The sequence below is a fragment of the Agrococcus sp. ARC_14 genome, assembly GCF_022436485.1.
In the GTDB taxonomy this organism is placed as follows: domain Bacteria; phylum Actinomycetota; class Actinomycetes; order Actinomycetales; family Microbacteriaceae; genus Agrococcus.
This window is the reverse complement of record NZ_JAKUDO010000001.1, coordinates 1,035,772-1,051,534: the sequence shown is the minus strand read 5'-3', so window position 1 is coordinate 1,051,534 and position 15,763 is coordinate 1,035,772. Positions and strand designations below refer to the sequence as shown.

Below are 15,763 nucleotides of genomic sequence, written 5' to 3'. Positions count from 1 at the left end.
GTGCCGTCACCTGCGGTTGCGGTCGGTGTGCCGCCGATCGCCTCAGCGACGGATGCGGCGGATCCTCGCCCCGGCACCGCGCACGACGCGCTTCGCACCGCGCACGAGCCGCTCCGGCGTGATCGCACGCCGCTCGAGCGCCTGCCTGCGCGCGATCTCGGTGGCGACCTCCGCATGGAACGCCTCGTCGAGCGCGTGCAGGTCGCGCTCCCTCGACAGCAGCGCACGCACCTCTTCGGGGTCGAAGGGTGCATCGCGCGCCGGGTCGACCGCCTCGGCGAGCCGCGCGGGCAGCACCGCCTCGAGTGCCGCGAGCCGCGTCGCCAGCCGGTCGTCGCGCACGAAGCCCTCGCCGAAGTCGGCCTCGTCGACGGGCGTCCTCGCCAGATAGAACGGCAGCAGGATGCCGGCCTTCCAGCGGCGCCAGTCGCGCATGCCGTGATGGTTCGGGCTCGGATCGAGCGACGGCGACGCCTCGTAGCCGCGTCCCATGCTGATGGTCTTGCGCTCGAACTGCTCCCAGGAGCGCCACGGCACGTGCAGCACCTCGAGCCCGAGCGCATCCGGCACCGCACCGCGCTGCGGCGTCGAGACGGCGTGGTTGCCCTGCGCGACCTCGACGTGCGGGTCGCCGACATGGATCGCGTTCGGAGTCGGATGCGCCTGCACGCCTGCGGCGGCGAGCTGCTGCGCTGAGCGCTCGTCGCGCCAGTGCATGCGGGTCGCGAGCCCTGCGCCGCTGCGCGCTGTCGGCCCGACGAGGTTGCGCACCGGCACGGGGAAGGAGCCGAGCGTCGCGGGCGCCAGCGCAAGCGCCTCGGCGACCGTGCGCTCCCCCGCCAGCACGAACTCGTCGGCGTCGCCGTTGATGACCCAGTCGGCAGCGTGCTCGGTCGCCGCGAGCCGGGCCATCCGCGTGACGACCTCCGCCTGCTGCTTGCGGTGCTCCGGATCGTCGAAGACGGTCACCGGTGCCGCCCGCGCATAGTCGGCGAGGATCTCGCGCGTGCCGTCGACGGATGCGTTGTCGGTCACGAGGATGCGGTCGACACCCTCGGCAAGATGGTGCTCGATCGTGGCTGCGATGACATCCGCCTCATCGCGGACCATCATCGTGAGGACGACCCTCACCGGGCTGCCGCCGCTCAGGCGAGCTTGCGCAGCTTGCGCCGCTCGCGCTCGGACAGGCCGCCCCAGATGCCGAAGCGCTCGTCGTTCTCGAGCGCGTACTCGAGGCACTGCTGCCGCACCTCGCAGGTGTCGCAGATGCGCTTCGCGTCGCGCGTCGAGCCGCCCTTCTCGGGGAAGAATGCCTCTGGGTCGGTCTCGGCGCACAGTGCGTCTGCCTGCCAGCCCAGTGGGTGGTCGTCCGCCTCGTTGCGGACGCCCGGGACCCCGAGCATGACCGGATCGACGAACCAGTCGCCGGGCACGCCGCGATGCAGCCCGCCATCGTCGATGCCTCGCGCTGCCGTCGTGCTGCGCTGCACTCCCTCTCGCATGGCTTCCCCCGATTCCTGCGAGACCCCGGCCGGGCTCGCGTTGGACCAATTACACCGGTGTAGTTCGCCCCGCGTCAAGTCGGGGATTCTAGGAGTGTCGCGGGCTCCCGGCGCGGAGGCCGCCGCTACGGCGTGTCGCGCTCGAGCGCCAGCCAGGCCTCCGCCGAGTCGACGGTGAAGGGTGCTGCGGTGTCGATCCAGGCCGCCTCCGCTGCAGAGAGCACGTGGCGCTCGCCGTCCACGTCGATGGTCGCGGGCGAGACCGCGAGCAGCAGCGCCCTGCCCGCCCCGACCGCGTGGACGCCCTCGACGCGGCGCAGCTCGAACGGCGCAGCCGGGCGGTAGGCGAGCGCGCCGTCGAGCTCCTGCGCGGGCAGCCGCGGCTCGATCAGCGGCGTCGCGTCGACGACCGCCAGCAGCTCCGGCACGTCCACGTGCTTGGGCGTCAGCCCACCGCGCAGCACGTTGTCGCTCGCCCCCATGAGCTCGATGCCGAGGCCCTCGAGATAGGCGTGCAGGTTGCCGGCAGGCAGCGAGAGCGCCTCGCCCGGCTTGAGCGAGACGCGGTTGAGCAGCAGGCCGACGAGGATGCCGGGGTCACCGGGGTGCGCGGCATGCAGCCGGGCGACGGTGTCGGCCTCGACGGGCAGCCGATCGGCGAGCGCCGCTGCTGCGGCGACGGCGCCGGCCACCGCGGGGGCCACCGCCGCGTCTCCGCCGAGCAGCCACTCGAGGGCCGCGCCCGCGCGCACGCGCTCCGCTGCCGGCACGACGCGCGCGTCGACGGCGGCGAGCGCGTCGAGCACCTCGGCGGCCTGCTCGGCCGGCCGGAACCCGCTGAGCGCCTCGAAGGGCGTCACCGCGACGATCAGCTCCGGCTTCGGGAACGGGTCCCGGTAGTTGCGGTGCGGGGCGTCGCGCGGGATGCCCGCGGCATCCTCACGCTCGAAGCCCTCTCTGGCACGCGCCGCATCCGGGTGCGCCTGCAGCGAGAGCGGCTCCGCCGCGGCCAGCACCTTCAGCAGCATGGCTGGCGGCCGGCCGTCCTCGGCGTCGATCGCAGCGCCCAGGTCGAGGCCCGCGTGCGCGCCGGTGGTGACCGTCGAGGGGCATCCGGGATGCGCGCCGAGCCAGAGCTCCGCCTCCGGCCCTCCGGAGGGGGTTCGTCCGAGGTAGTCGGCGAGCAGCCGGTCGCTGCCCCACGCGTAGTCCCTCGGCTCGTTGGCGATCGGCACAAACACGCGGCGGTCTCCTTCGGGCAGATTGGCACGAGCGTACCAACCGAGCGTCGGCAGACGCGCCTGCGACGTAGCCTGACGTCGACGGCCGTCGGCCGCGAGCACCGCGGCTTCGGCCGCCCATCGACAGGAACCGAGGAGCAATGACGTTCACGCCGCTCACGAGCGACTTCTACGGCTTCGCCGCCGATCTCACCGAGGCCGAGCAGGCATCGCTGGCCGAGATCCGCACGTTCATGGAGGAGCAGGTGCGACCCGTCATCGACGACCACTGGCACCGCGACGCGTTCCCGATGGACCTCATCCCGGGCATCGCCGCCCTCGGCGTCGTCGGGCCGGGCTGGGCAGAGACCGCCCGGTTCGAGAACTCCGCCGTCTACCGCGGCTGGGTGGCGCTCGAGATGAGCCGCATCGACGCATCCGTCTCGACCTTCGTGGGCGTGCAGAACGGCCTCGTCGCCGGCTCCATCGGCGTCGGAGGCAGCGACGAGCAGCGCGCAGAGTGGCTGCCGAAGCTCGCCGACTGCTCGGTGGTCGGCGGCTTCGGTCTCACCGAGCCGCTCTCGGGCTCGGACTCCGCGCAGGGCCTGCGCACCACCGCCCGGCGCGAGGGGGACGAGTGGGTCATCGACGGCGCGAAGCGCTGGATCGGCAACGCCACGCACGCCGACATCGTCGTCATCTGGGCGAAGGATGCCGCGGACGGCCAGGTCAAGGGCTTCATCGTGCCGACCGACACCGAGGGCTTCACAGCCACCAAGATCGAGCGCAAGATCTCGCTCCGCATGGTGCAGAACGCCGACATCGTGCTCGAGGGCGTGCGCGTGCCGGAGTCGTTGCGACTGCAGGGCGCCACCAGCTTCCGCGACACGGCGCGCGTGCTGCGCCTGACGCGCGCGGAGGTCGCCTGGAGCGCCGTCGGCGTGATGGTCGGCGCCTACGAGGCCGCCGTGCGCTACACGACCGAGCGCGTGCAGTTCGGCACGCCAATCGCCGGGCACCAGCTCGTGCAGGACCTGCTCGCGAAGTCGCTCGGGCACATCACCGCCTCGATCGCGCTGTGCGTGCAGGTGTCCCGGATGCTCGACGAGGGTCGGCAGGAGGATGCCCACTCGGCGCTCGCGAAGGCCTACGCGACGACGCGGATGCGCGAGGTCGTGTCGTGGTGCCGCGAGGTGTGCGGCGGCAACGGCATCGTCACCGACTATGACGTGGCGCGCTTCTTCGCCGACGCGGAGGCGCTCTACACCTACGAGGGCACCGCGCAGATGAACTCGCTCATCGTCGGCCGTGCGATCACCGGGCAGTCGGCGTTCGTCTGAGGGCAGCCCCGTAGGTTGAGGAGGCCGCGGGCGCAGCCCGCAGCCGTCACGAAACCGGAGGGTCGGCGAGCCGTGCGCGCCTGTCGATCTCGTGACGCGGGCGTGCTCCGCACGCGCGCTCCTCGATCTACAGGACGGACCGGCGGGTCAGGTCCCGTGTGGCGCGCAGCGCCCTTCCGACCGCCCAGCCGGTCACGCTCGTGAGCGCCTCGCGCACGATGCCGGGCGTCATCTTCGAGCTGCCGAGCTCCCGCTCACGGAACAGGATCGGCACCTCAGCGACCGTCGCGCCGACCTCGTGCGCCCTGCGCGTCATGTCGATCTGGAAGCAGTAGCCCTGGCTGCGCACCTGGTCGAGCGGGATGCGTCGCAGCAGCTCGGCCGTGTAGGCGCGGCAGCCGGCCGTCATGTCCTGCACCGGCGAGCCGAGCAGCACCCTGGCGTAGAGGTTGCCGAGCCGCGAGATCGCCTGCCGGTGCCACGGCCAGTCGACGATGCCGCCGCCCGGCACCCAGCGCGAGCCGATCACGAGGTCGGCGCCGCTGCCGTCCGCCCTGCGCAGCGCAGCGAGCATGCGCGGCACGGCCTCTGCGGGGTGCGAGCCATCGGCGTCGAACTCGACCACGACATCCGCCCCCCGCTCCAGCGCGACGCGCATGCCGTGGAGGTATGCGGCGCCGAGTCCTTCCTTCGCGCTGCGGTGCAGCACGTCGACGCGCGGATCGGCCGCAGCCATGCGGTCGGCGAGCTCGCCCGTGCCGTCTGGACTGCTGTCGTCGACGACGAGCACCTCGACCTCCGGTGCCGCCTGCAGCAGGTGGTCCATCGTCACCGGCAGCGCCTCGAGCTCGTTGTAGGTCGGCACGAGGACGACGACGCGCATGTGGCTCCGGTTCGATGAACGGTGAGGGCGAGCAATCCTCGCACACCGTCGCGGCGATGCCGCTGGGCGAGCGACCGGTTCGCTCACGGCCGCGGCGTGGCACGATGGTGCGGTGCCAGGGCAGAGCAGGAGGACGTTCCTCGCGACGTGGATCGTCGCCAACGCCGCCTGCGGCGACGCCGTGCGCAATGTCATCGGCTACCCCGCATGGGCAGCCATGGCGGTCGCCACCTTCCTGTGGGTCGGGATCGAGCTGGTGCTGCTGCGCGTGCGGCTGCTGCGGATGCCGGTGCCGGTGGTCGCCTTCGCCGCGATGGCGCTCGTCTCGGCCATCTGGGCGATCTCGCCGGCCTGGTCGCTCGTCGGCTCCTTCATCCTGATCGGCACCATCGCCAGCGCGCTGCTCATCGCGTCGCTGCCCTACCGGGTGATCCTCGACGTCACGCACTGGACCCTGCAGGGCCTGCTCATCGCATCCTTCCTGTTCGAGTCCCTCGTGGCCCTCGTGCTGCGGCATCCGCTCTTCCCGCTCTGGTCCGACTACCCGCCGGACGCCAGCGGCGAGCTGCACTGGTCGAGCGGGCTGCTGTTCGAGGGCGGCAGGGTGCAGGGCATCATGGGCAACGCGAACCTGCTGGGCATGGTGGCGCTCATCGCGCTCGTGATCGCCGGCTGCCGCGCCGCTGCCGGCCTTGACCGCTGGTGGCCCATCTGGGTCGCGCTGCCGGTGCTCGCCCACGTCGTCACACGCAGCGCCACGGTGCTCTTCGCGACCGCGATGGTCGCCGTGCTGACGCTGCTGGTGGTCTGCTGGGTGCGCTGGCGCGGCGCGATCTTCTATCGGATCTTCGGCATCGCGGTCGCCGTCGGCCTCCTCTGCATCGGGCTGCTGGTCGCGAACTGGGCGCTCGTGACCGACTTCCTCGGCCGCGATGCAGACATGACCGGCCGCTTCGACATCTGGGGTCGGGTCATCGACCTCGGCCTCACCAGCCCCGTGGTGGGCGTCGGCTATCTCGGTTACTGGCTGCCATGGGTGCCGCCCTTCGACTCGCTCGGCGAGATGCACGGCATGGTCTACCTGCAGGCCCACAACGTCTGGCTCGATGTCTTCATGCAGCTGGGCATCGTGGGCGTGCTGGTGTGGGGCGCGGTGCAGTACCGCGCGGTGGCGAACAGCCTCGGCACGCTCTATCGCGCCCCGGTCGGCCAGCGCGCGCTCAACGCCATCCCGCTGCTGCTGTGGGTCGCGCTGTTCGTGCAGGGGCTCGCGGAGTCCCGCCCCTGGATCGAGTTCGGCATGATGCTGCTGGTCATCTTCGCGATCGGGCCGCTGCGCAAGCAGATCGCGCCGCGGGCACCGCGCACGGAGGCCATGACGATCGTCGGCTGACCTGCCAAGCGCGAAGAGGCCCGGGATGCACCCGGGCCTCTTCGCGCAGCGGCAGCGTCAGCGGATGGTCAGCTGGTTCAGCACCGTGGCGTCGACCGTGAGGATGCGCTGGCCCTGTGCGGCGGCGCGCTCTGCTGCCGTGTCCACGAGGTTGCGCGTGCCGTTGGTGACGTACCAGACACGACCGTCGGCGTCCCTGACCCACCGCGACATCCAGCCGGAGACCGTCAGCTTGTTGAACAGCGTGCCCGAGATCGTCGTGAAGTTGCCGGTGCCGAACTGCACGGCGTCCTGCCACGGGAAGCGCACCAGCTCACCGTCGATCAGCGCGTAGCGGATGCCGTTGTGCTCGAGCAGCGTCGTCGTCAGCGCTCCACCGGAGGGGAAGGTGCGGATGACGGCGTCCGAGACTCGCACGGACAGCGGCGACTCGAGCTCGCGCACGATCGTCGCGTTGATCCGCAGCAGGCGGTGGTTGTCCACCAGGTACTGCTGACCGTTCGTCGTCGACGTCACGATGGTGCCCGAGAAGTAGTACGGGCGCATCGGCGTGCCCACGGGGCGGGCATGGAGCGCATAGCCGCTCACGCGCACCTGCGGCACGGAGCCCAGGCCGTGGTACGACGCCGTGCGCTGGGTGTCGATCGCCCTGCGCGTGCCGTTGTCGATCAGCCAGAGGCTGCCGTCGCTGTCGACCGCCACGCGATCCACCGCACCGGCGCGCGTGACCTGCGCGCAGACATCCGCAGGCAGCTGCTCGTGGGTCAGCGCCCACTCCGCGCGCGCCGTGGCGTTGCGGTACGGGTGCAGACCGCCCCAGAAGGCGACCCCGTCGACGCCGCAGCGCACGCCGTAGTCGGCGTCGATCGTGACCCCGACGCGCGGCAGGCCGTTGCGCACCGAGCGCGAGATCGAGGTCGGCGAGTCGTCGAGCCCGAGCTGCGTGAGCACCCGTGCATCCGTCACGCGCAGCGTGGTCGACGCCGAGGTGAGCAGCAGCTCGCCGTTCGAGGAGTCGCGCAGCAGCGTGCCAGCCGCGAAGCTCGATCGCTCCGGCACCCAGTTGAGGTAGCCGGCGACGCCGCGATGGATCGTCGACGGCACCGAGGTGCCTGCTGCAGCCCGATCGGCCTGCGGCACCGGCTGGCGCATGCCGTCGCGCATCAGCCACACCGTCGAGGAGCCCAGCTCTGCCTGGTAGTGCGGGCCGAAGGCGCGGCCGGCGATCGGGATCCCGCGCAGGCGCGGGCTCGGCACCTTGGTGAAGAAGCTCGGGCCGCCGAACTCCGCGGTCTGCACCTGCAGCAGCCCGCGATCGGTGAGCAGGTAGGCCGCTGTGCCGTAGTGGATGCGGTTCGGCAGGTCGGTCGCGGCCGCTCTGGCGGGGCTGAAGGCGAGCCAGGAGACGCGGCCGAAGTCAGCGAAGGCCGAGAGCTGCATCTGCTTCTGGTCGAGCCACACCAGCCCGCCGCCGGTGCGCATGACCGCCTGCGTGCCACCGTAGTTGCGGGCACCGTAGCCCTCTGCCAGGAACGGGATGCCGACGCCGAGCTCGTCGAGCGCGCCCGGAGACATCCAGCTGTTCGCGTAGGACATGTTGCGCGCACCGATGTTGGCGGTGTCGCCGATCGGGTGGCGGCGGCCGTCCTGCACGTACCACCACTCACCCTGCCAGCCGACGATGTTGCGCAGCTGGCCGCCGTCGCGCAGCGCGGCCATCACCTCGGCAGTCACCCCGATGCCGTAGCCGCAGGAGCGGCCCCACTCGCCCACCTGGTTGCAGTCGGCGAAGCGGTACCGGTTGCCGTCGTCGACGAAGTAGTTGCCGCCGCTGCCGTCGCGCAGCCAGCGGGTGACCGCTTGACCGATGGTGAACTGACGGAGCGAGCCGCTCGCGACGATCTGCGTCGCGCCCAGGGCTCGGCCGTACTCGTTCAGCACCGTAGTGCTGGTGAACGGATGGATCCAGGTGCCGTTGACGAGATAGGTCGTCGAGGAGCCCTGCTCGCGCACGATCAGCCGGTTGACCTCGCTGGTCGGGTTGCCGAACCAGTCGGTCCACATGCGCCAGAAGTTGCGGTTGCCGTACGAGGAGCAGGAGTCGCCCGTGCCGTAGAGGTTGCCGAGCGCCGCGGCGTTCGGCTGGTACGGCGTGTAGTTGTAGAGGCCCGCGGTGGCCTGGTTCTGGATCATGACGCTGCTCGAGCCGCACGCCGCATTGGGGTGCCAGAGCACGCGGTTGGTCTGACCGGCGCGGTGGTTGTAGCTGGTGGGATGCTCCGCGTAGCGCTGGAACTGCCTTGCGGCGTAGTAGATCTGGTAGAAGAAGCTGCCGTAGCTCGAGTCGCACGGGGCCGTGTCGGGGCAGGCGAAGCCGGTCGCGCGGTCGTAGCGGATCTGGGTCGGACGCGTGAGCGAGACGAGGCTCTGCTCCTTCTGCAGCAGCACGAGCAGCACGCGGGGGCTGATGTCGCAGGCGACCGAGACGCGCGTGATGATCGAGGCGGCGGTGTCGTTCGCCCGCGCGGGCATCGAGGCGCAGTAGGCGTTCGCCGGCATCGCCGGCGCGTTCTGCCGGTAGTCCTTCAGGCAGGTGTAGCCGGTGTCGCACCGCGGCACCTGCTGATTGAGGAAGGACTGCACCTCGGTCGCCGACATGGCCCGACCGTCGAAGAAGTTCTCATCGCTGATGATGTTCCCGGCGTTGAACGCCGACGCCTCTGCGGCCTCTGCAGGCTCGTCTGGCGTGGCGACGAGGAACCCTGCGGCCAGCGCGAGCGCGAGTGCGACGGCGAGGCTGCGGCGGAGGAGGCGCATGGACGGCATCCAATGTGTCGTGACAAGGGGGACAAGGAGAGGGTAGCGAACCTTCGATGCTTCGTCGAAGGTTAATCTGCTCCGCGCGTCGCGGGCCCGACAGCTGGCTGCGGCGGCCGACTATGTTGGAGGCAGCATCACGCACCGGGATGAGGAGGTCAGGGATGTCCAATCTCCTCGCCGTGCGAGCCGACAGCAACCGGGCAGCGGCAGTCGAGGCGTGGCTCGGCCAGCAGGCAGACGCGACCGACGTCGCCGTCGTCGAGCTCGGCGCAGGCGCCCGCCTCTTCCTCGTCAGCGCAGGGGTGGAGCGCTCGCTCCGCCGCGAGCAGTCGGTGCTCTTCCGCGGCTTCGCGGTCGACACGGAGCGCGCCACGATCGCGATCGGTGCAGACGGCTGGCTCGACGCCCCTGCGGCGCTGCGCGACGACCCGTGGTCGCTCGGCGGCACTTTCGCGATGGTGCGCTGGCACGAGGGAGCGGTCGATGTCAGCCGTGACCTCTGGGGCAACCAGACGATGCTGCGCACCGATGGCGCGGGGTGGTCTGCCGCCTGCGACTCGATGCTCGTGCTGCGTCGGCTGCGCGACGCGCTCGGCGAGCCGTCGACTCCCGACGAGCGGGAGCTGCTCGCGCGCACCGCACTCTCGGGCATCGCCCAGACCGCGTTCGGAGCTGGCACCTCGCTCCAACAGATCGCGTTCGTGCCGAACGGCTGCTCCGTCAGGCTGGATGCGCACGGCGCCACCACGGTCGGCCGACCGGTCACCGCGGTGCTGCAGCAGCGCGCCGGCGACTACCGATCCACCGTCCGCGCCGCGGCCGAGGGCATCGCCGGAGAGATCGGCGCGATCCTGTCGCTCGACGCCACGACGCCGCGACTGCGCATCTCAGGCGGTCAAGACTCACGGGTCGTGCTCGCCGCCGCCCTCGCGCTCGGGCGGTCCGAGCTGCCGCAGCTCGTCGTGCAGGATCAAGCCGAGACGCATCGCGAGGATGCGAAGGTCGCCGCGTCGCTCGCGCGCCGGTTCGGACTCGAGCTGCAGACGATGCGTCCCATCGACGTCGACTACGCGGGGCAGCTGGAGCTGTGGCTGGCGACGCTCGCCGGCACCTACGACGGCTTCGGCATCGACGCCGACGCGCAGGTCGATGGCGTCTTCGGCATCAGCGGCATCGGCGCGGAGACCTACAAGGGCAACTTCGGATGGCGCAGCTGGTGGCAGCTGCGCCAGGATCTCGACCTGCCGCTGCAGCTCGAGCTCGCCTTCCTCGAGCAGACTGACCGCGGCCTCGCAGCGATCGGCGTGCAGCCATCGCAGGACGACGCCACAGAGAGCCACTACCTCGCGCACCGCGCCGGCGTGCACTGCGGTGCCGGATACGTCGGCCTCTCCCCACTGACGGCGAACCCGCTCCAGCGCGCAGACCTCGTGCGACTGGGCCGCACCCCCTGGAGCGACGACCCGCAGATCCCCGGCCCGGAGCGACGACACGTCGGGCATCCGCTCATGGTCGCCGACCTCGCCGCGCTCCTGCACCCGGAGGCCGCAGCGCATGCCTACGAGCGCGACGTGGGCGTCGACGCCGCGCTCGTGGAGCAGCGCCTCAGCACGCTCGGCGGCCCCGTCGACGTCGTCGGCAGCGCGTTCGCCGTGCACGGCTCACCCGCATCCGTGCCGCTCGGCCCGAGCTCGCTCGCGCGGCGACTCGCCGCTGCCGAGGCGCCAGGCGACTTCACGTTCGAGGCCGTCGAGGCGCTCGGCAGGCGCGGCATCGACCGGCTGCAGGCATCGCCGGTTCGCGAGCGCTACCTCGAGGTGCTCGAGAACGCGAGCTGGCGGGCCGAGGAGCGCGCGCTGCCGCTGATGTTCGCGGGTCAGTCCCCTGCGCGCTTCGCCTCGTTGGCGTTGCTCGGCTGAGCGCCGCGGACGACGCGCTTCGCGCCGCCGATCGCACTCGCCACGACGCGCTGCAGGCGCGGATCGAACCGACGGGCGACCGCGCGCGCAACGCGGCGGCGGGTGGTCGCGAAGGCGTGCAGCTTGACCTCGTAGCGCTCGCCGACGCGGCCGTGCACAGTGACGCGGTCGGCCTTCGACGATGGCTCCGCGAAGGCCTCGGCCGACCACCGCAGGCGCGAGACGAACTCTGCTTCGGGGCCCTCGGCATCCGCCAACCTCACCAGCAGCCGCCAGACACCGTCCGGCAGGCCGCCGGGCTCGACGACGAACGACCACGCGGCGCCATCGCCCGAGCGTTCGATGGCGATCTCTGCCAGCGACTGCGCGGCACCGCCCGCGTCGGGCTCCGCCATCACCCGCAGCCGAGCGCCGACCGCCCGCAGCGGCGCAGCGCCCTCGATGCGGAGGCCGCCGGCCGTGCGGCGCGCGAGCTGCACGACGATGCTGCCGCTGCCGAGCGCGCTCAGATGCTCGAGCACCGGGTGCTTGCCTGACAGGCTCGCAGCGACGATCACGCCGATGCGCGGATCCTGCGACGGCCCGTCCGCCGGTGCGCGCCCTGCGATGCGGGCGACGGCAGCGGCGGCGCTGGCGGCGTCGCGCTCGCCGTTGTCGACCGCGGCGAGCGCGACGCGGGCGGAGGCGAGCGCGAGCGCGTTGTGGAGCGCGGTGTCGGCCGAGCCGGTCGCGAGCGCGTCTGAGGCTTCCACCAGCCGGTCAAGGCCGCCGATCGCGCGAGCGGCGTCGAGCAGCGTCTGCTCTCCCAGTGCCGCGGCGGCGCCGCGCAGGTCACCGGCGGCGATCAGCGCGAAGACGATGGCGCGCTCGAGCGGCATGGACGCGATCGCGTGCGGCGAGAGGCCGGCCAGCAGCACGCGCATGCGGTCGGCGATCGCGGCCTCATCCTCGGCCGACGACTCGATGAGCGTCTCGAGCACGCGCGTGATGAGCACCCAGCCATCCGACTGCACGATCATGCGCGTGTACTCGGCCAGCAGCGCGGCGTCGCCCGTCTCCCTGACGAGCTCGAGGCACAGGCACTCCTGCGTCAGATAGCTGCGCAGCCCACGAAGCTGGCCCGCCTTCGCCGTCATCGAAGTGCCGCCGGGGCGGTCGCGGTAGAGGTAGACGCGGTCGCGCACCACATCGATCGTCTTCGCGCGCACATATGCCGTGACGACGGGCACGATGTCGTTGGAGCGCGGCACATCCGGGAAGGTGATCTGGGCGCCGCGGAAGAACTCGGCGCGGTAGAGCTTGTTCCAGCAGGCGCGACCGCGGATGATCGACGGCTGGCTGACGAGGTCGACCCCCGAGCGCTCCTCGCGGAAGACCGCCCAGGCTCGCGTCGGATCCCAGGTGCTCGAGGCCGAGAACTTGAGGAAGCGGCCGAGCACGAGGTCGCTGCCGCTGCGCTCCCCCGCGTCCATGAGCGCACGGTAGGCGCCGGCGGGCACGAGGTCGTCGCCGTCGGCGAAGGCGAGATAGGTGCCGCGGGCGAGCTCGACGCCCAGGTTGCGGGCGCTGCCGCCGCCGGTGACGGCGCCCGCGATCACCCGCACCCGCCGATCCCGTCTGGCGACGGCGCGTGCGCGCTCGACGGTGCCGTCGGAGGATCGGTCGTCGACGACGATCACTTCGAGGTCGTCGAGCTCTTGCGTGAGCAGCGAGTGCAGACACTCGTCGATCCAGGTGGCGACGTTCGAGGTCGGCACCACGACCGAGACCGCGGGCGCGCGCCACAGCTCTGCCGGGAAGGCGGTGCGCAGCGCCTCGATCTCGATCCGAGGGGCTGGCAGGGGCTCGCCCTCGAGCGCCTCGGCGACGGATGCGGCGAGGTCGGGCCGCTGGCGGCCGGTCGCGAGCGCGTGGTCGTCGATGTGCGCGCGCAGGGTGGCCGGGTCTCGCACGAGCCGCACAGGGATCCCGAGCGCGTCGGCGATCGCGAGCGACTCCGCGTCGGCGACGATGAGCGACTCGCAGGCCGCGAGCTGCGCGACGGCGCGGAAGGGGTCGGGATCGAGCACGATCGCCCGCACGCCTTCCAGCGCGGCGAGCGCGGCGGGGTCGACGTCGGCGAGCACACCGACGCCGGAGCGCACCTCCGGCGCCGTGCGGAGCTCGGGGAAGAGCGCCCCCAGCATCAGCAGCGGGTCGCCGGTGGACTCGATGCCGTCATCGCCGCTCGCCTCCCGGATCGCCCGTGCGGCGAGCGGGCCCGCCGCCCCGCGATGCTCGACGCCGGCAGTCGCGACGAGTCGCTGCTCGAGCGCTCCGCCCAGACCGCCGCCCCAGACGATGTCGCCCGGCTCGGCCTCGGGGAGCGCGCCGGCGCCGACCAGCAGACGGCCTCGCGTGTGCGACAGCGCATTCCCTGCACCCGGGGGGACGAGCGCCTCGACGATCGCGGCGCGCAGCGCGGCAGCCAGGCGCGCGATGGCGGTCTGTGCGCGACCGGTACCATCGATGCGCACACCCGTGAGGATCTCGACGCCGACGATCGATCCGCTGTTCGCTCCCTGGAGCGACTCGCCATCGGCATCGGTCATGATCACCGAGTATAGGGATCGGGCTCCCCACCGACATCGACCAAGAGGCCATCATCTCCGGTACCACCGCCACCCGCGTCCAGCGCAGGGACATCCAGGGACTGCGGATGATCGCGGTCGTCGCCGTCATCGCCAACCATCTCGCCGGCTGGCCGATCGGCGGCTTCGTCGGCGTCGACGTCTTCTTCGTGATCTCGGGCTTCCTGATCACCGGTCTGCTGATCCGTGAGCACGAGCGCAACGGCCGCATCTCGTTCCTCGACTTCTATCGGCGCCGCATCAAGCGCCTGATGCCGGCTGCGCTGCTGGTGCTCGCGGTGACGGTGGCCGCCGCAGCCTTCCTGCTGCCGCAGCCGCGCGCGATCTCCGCGGCGATCGACTCGGCCTTCGCCGCGCTGTTCACCGTCAACTGGCGGCTGGCGGCCGTCGGCACCGACTACTTCGCCGCCGGCCAGGCTCCGTCGCCGGTGCAGCACTACTGGTCGCTGTCGGTCGAGGAGCAGTTCTACATCGTCTGGCCGATCATCATGGTCATCGTGCTGTGGCTGGCCGCGCGCATCGCCGGCGAGTCGAAGGGACGTCGCCGGGTGCTGTTCGGCTCGGCAGCGCTCATCTCGGTCGCCTCGTTCGCCTGGGCGATGCACGAGACGGCGACCGCGCCTGACATCGCCTACTTCTCGACCCTCTCGCGCGCCTGGGAGCTCGGAGTCGGCGCGATCGTCGCGATCGTGGTGCAGACGACGAAGGTGCGCATCCCTGCGCGACTGGCGCCGTGGGCGGGACTGGCGGGCACCGCGGGCATCGTGCTCAGCTGCTTCGTCGTGCTCCCGATGCCGGGCTTCCCCGCCCCGAGCGGCCTGCTGCCCGTGCTGTCGACCGCGCTCGTCATCTGGGCGGGCGTCGAGGGCGGCAGGGTCTACGAGCGGGTCAACGTCGTGCTCACGAACCGCGCATCGCAGTTCCTCGGCGACATCTCCTACTCGCTGTACCTGTGGCACTTCCCGGTCATCATCTTCGGCCAGGCGCTGCTGCCGACGGACTCCATCGCGCTCTACGGGGCCGCGCTGCTGACCACGCTGCTGCTGTCGTGGGCGTCGTTCCGCTGGGTCGAGGACCCCGCTCGCAAGTCGGCGTGGCTCACCGACCGCTGGCGCTGGCGGCCGCGCGTCGTGGTGGGCTGGGTGGCGGCCGCGGCCGTCGTGCTGGGGGGCGGCATCGCCGTCACGAACGAGCTGACGCGACCGGCGGAGGCCGTCGCGCCCGAGGAGGTCGCAGACGTCGACTGCTTCGGCGCCGCATACTTCGCCAACGACTGCTCGCCCGACGACCTCACCGGCGAGATCGCACCGGCCGTGGATGTGATGGCGGAGGACACCGCCGGCGCATACGACTGCTGGACCGTGCAGGGCGGCGAGCTGCAGACCTGCACCTACGGCAGCGAGGAGGCCGATGCGACGCGCGTCGCCATCGTCGGCGACAGCCACGCGGCGATGCTCATGCCCGGGCTCCTGCCACAGCTCGAGGAGCAGAACTGGCAGCTCGACACCTACCTCGGCTACGGCTGCCAGTGGCGCGACACCGGCGGGGCGAGCGACTGCGCCGAGGTCATGACCGGGATCGACGAGCGACTCACGAGCGGTGACTACGACCTGATCATCACCGGCTCGGCCCGCTGGGCTGCGGGCGGCAACGCGGCGGAGGGCTTCGCCTCGTCATGGACGAGAGCGATCGATGCCGGCACGGCGGTGGTCGCGGTCGCCGACGTGCCGACGGTCTCGGAGGAGACGCTCACCTGCATCCAGCGCGTGAGCGGCGACCCGGCCGAGTGCGTCACGCCGCTCGCCGAGGCATCGGAGCCCGTCGACCCGCTCGTCGAAGCGGCCGCGCTCGAGCCGCGAGCCGGTCTCGTCGAGGTCGTCGACCGGTTCTGCACGGCGGATGGCTGCCCGGGTGTCATCGGCGGCGTGATCGTCTACCGCGACGCCGTCAGCCACACCACCGGCACCTACATGACGTCCTTCGGTCCGGAGCTCGTGGAGCGCATCCGGAACGCGGCCGGGCTGTGAGCCCGGTGGTATCGTCAAGGCTGTCAAAT

General features: G+C 71.7%; 10 protein-coding genes. 4 read left to right on the top strand and 6 right to left on the bottom strand.

All coding sequences use genetic code 11. The features are described from left to right. Positions 1–42: 42 nt before the first annotated feature. The 3 genes from MKD51_RS05245 to manA all read right to left on the bottom strand — a co-directional run bounded on the left by MKD51_RS05245 (position 43) and on the right by manA (position 2,743). Positions 43–1,113 (bottom strand): glycosyltransferase family 2 protein, encoded by a 1,071-nt coding sequence (locus MKD51_RS05245; protein ID WP_240238907.1) that lies wholly within the window; start codon positions 1,111–1,113, stop codon positions 43–45. Positions 1,114–1,145: 32 nt separating this feature from the next. Beyond that, positions 1,146–1,403, bottom strand: a complete 258-nt coding sequence (locus MKD51_RS05240; protein ID WP_177220369.1) for a WhiB family transcriptional regulator — start codon at positions 1,401–1,403, stop codon at positions 1,146–1,148. Between the two features lie 224 nt (positions 1,404–1,627). Further along, positions 1,628–2,743, bottom strand: a complete 1,116-nt coding sequence (manA, locus tag MKD51_RS05235; RefSeq protein WP_240238905.1) for a mannose-6-phosphate isomerase, class I — start codon at positions 2,741–2,743, stop codon at positions 1,628–1,630. 140 nt (positions 2,744–2,883) lie between these two features. On the opposite strand from manA, the gene MKD51_RS05230 reads away from it, so the two are divergent. Further along, entirely contained in the window at positions 2,884–4,062 is a 1,179-nt protein-coding gene (locus tag MKD51_RS05230; protein WP_240238903.1) for an acyl-CoA dehydrogenase family protein, read from the top strand. A gap of 127 nt (positions 4,063–4,189) precedes the next feature. Here MKD51_RS05230 and MKD51_RS05225 read toward each other — a convergent pair whose 3' ends face one another. Next, positions 4,190–4,945 carry a polyprenol monophosphomannose synthase gene (locus tag MKD51_RS05225; RefSeq protein WP_240238901.1) on the bottom strand — a complete coding sequence of 252 codons (756 nt, stop codon included), beginning with the start codon at positions 4,943–4,945 and terminating at the stop codon, positions 4,190–4,192. 112 nt (positions 4,946–5,057) lie between these two features. Here MKD51_RS05225 and MKD51_RS05220 point away from each other — a divergent pair, with 112 nt between their 5' ends. Further along, the gene (locus MKD51_RS05220; protein ID WP_240238899.1) at positions 5,058–6,338 is read left to right on the top strand and encodes an O-antigen ligase family protein; all 1,281 of its coding nucleotides are present in this window, start codon (positions 5,058–5,060) and stop codon (positions 6,336–6,338) included. A gap of 57 nt (positions 6,339–6,395) precedes the next feature. On the opposite strand, the gene MKD51_RS05215 is transcribed toward MKD51_RS05220, so the two are convergent. Further along, positions 6,396–9,155 carry a hypothetical protein gene (locus MKD51_RS05215; RefSeq protein WP_240238897.1) on the bottom strand — a complete coding sequence of 920 codons (2,760 nt, stop codon included), beginning with the start codon at positions 9,153–9,155 and terminating at the stop codon, positions 6,396–6,398. A 164-nt stretch (positions 9,156–9,319) separates the two neighbouring features. Between MKD51_RS05215 and MKD51_RS05210 the strand changes: the two genes are divergently transcribed. Beyond that, on the top strand, positions 9,320–11,077 hold the full coding sequence (locus tag MKD51_RS05210) for a hypothetical protein (protein WP_240238895.1): 1,758 nt from the start codon (positions 9,320–9,322) through the stop codon (positions 11,075–11,077). Here the strand turns inward: MKD51_RS05210 and MKD51_RS05205 are convergent. Then, the gene (locus tag MKD51_RS05205) at positions 11,035–13,668 is read right to left on the bottom strand and encodes a glycosyltransferase family 2 protein (RefSeq protein ID WP_240238893.1); all 2,634 of its coding nucleotides are present in this window, start codon (positions 13,666–13,668) and stop codon (positions 11,035–11,037) included. The two genes, MKD51_RS05210 and MKD51_RS05205, sit on opposite strands and share 43 nt — an antisense overlap. A gap of 11 nt (positions 13,669–13,679) precedes the next feature. Between MKD51_RS05205 and MKD51_RS16305 the strand changes: the two genes are divergently transcribed. Continuing rightward, complete coding sequence (locus tag MKD51_RS16305; RefSeq protein WP_346986722.1) at positions 13,680–15,734, top strand: acyltransferase family protein; 2,055 nt, start codon at positions 13,680–13,682, stop codon at positions 15,732–15,734. Positions 15,735–15,763: the final 29 nt, after the last annotated feature.

Bases quoted from the DNA above. Each gene is read 5' to 3' on its own strand.
- MKD51_RS05245 (WP_240238907.1), bottom strand. From the start codon at position 1,113: ATGATGGTCCGCGATGAGGCGGATGTCATCGCAGCCACGATCGAGCAC.
- MKD51_RS05215 (WP_240238897.1), bottom strand. From the start codon at position 9,155: ATGCGCCTCCTCCGCCGCAGCCTCGCCGTCGCACTCGCGCTCGCGCTG.
- MKD51_RS05225 (WP_240238901.1), bottom strand. From the start codon at position 4,945: ATGCGCGTCGTCGTCCTCGTGCCGACCTACAACGAGCTCGAGGCGCTG.
- MKD51_RS05210 (WP_240238895.1), top strand. From the start codon at position 9,320: ATGTCCAATCTCCTCGCCGTGCGAGCCGACAGCAACCGGGCAGCGGCA.
- MKD51_RS05240 (WP_177220369.1), bottom strand. From the start codon at position 1,403: ATGCTCGGGGTCCCGGGCGTCCGCAACGAGGCGGACGACCACCCACTG.
- MKD51_RS05230 (WP_240238903.1), top strand. From the start codon at position 2,884: ATGACGTTCACGCCGCTCACGAGCGACTTCTACGGCTTCGCCGCCGAT.
- MKD51_RS05205 (WP_240238893.1), bottom strand. From the start codon at position 13,668: ATGACCGATGCCGATGGCGAGTCGCTCCAGGGAGCGAACAGCGGATCG.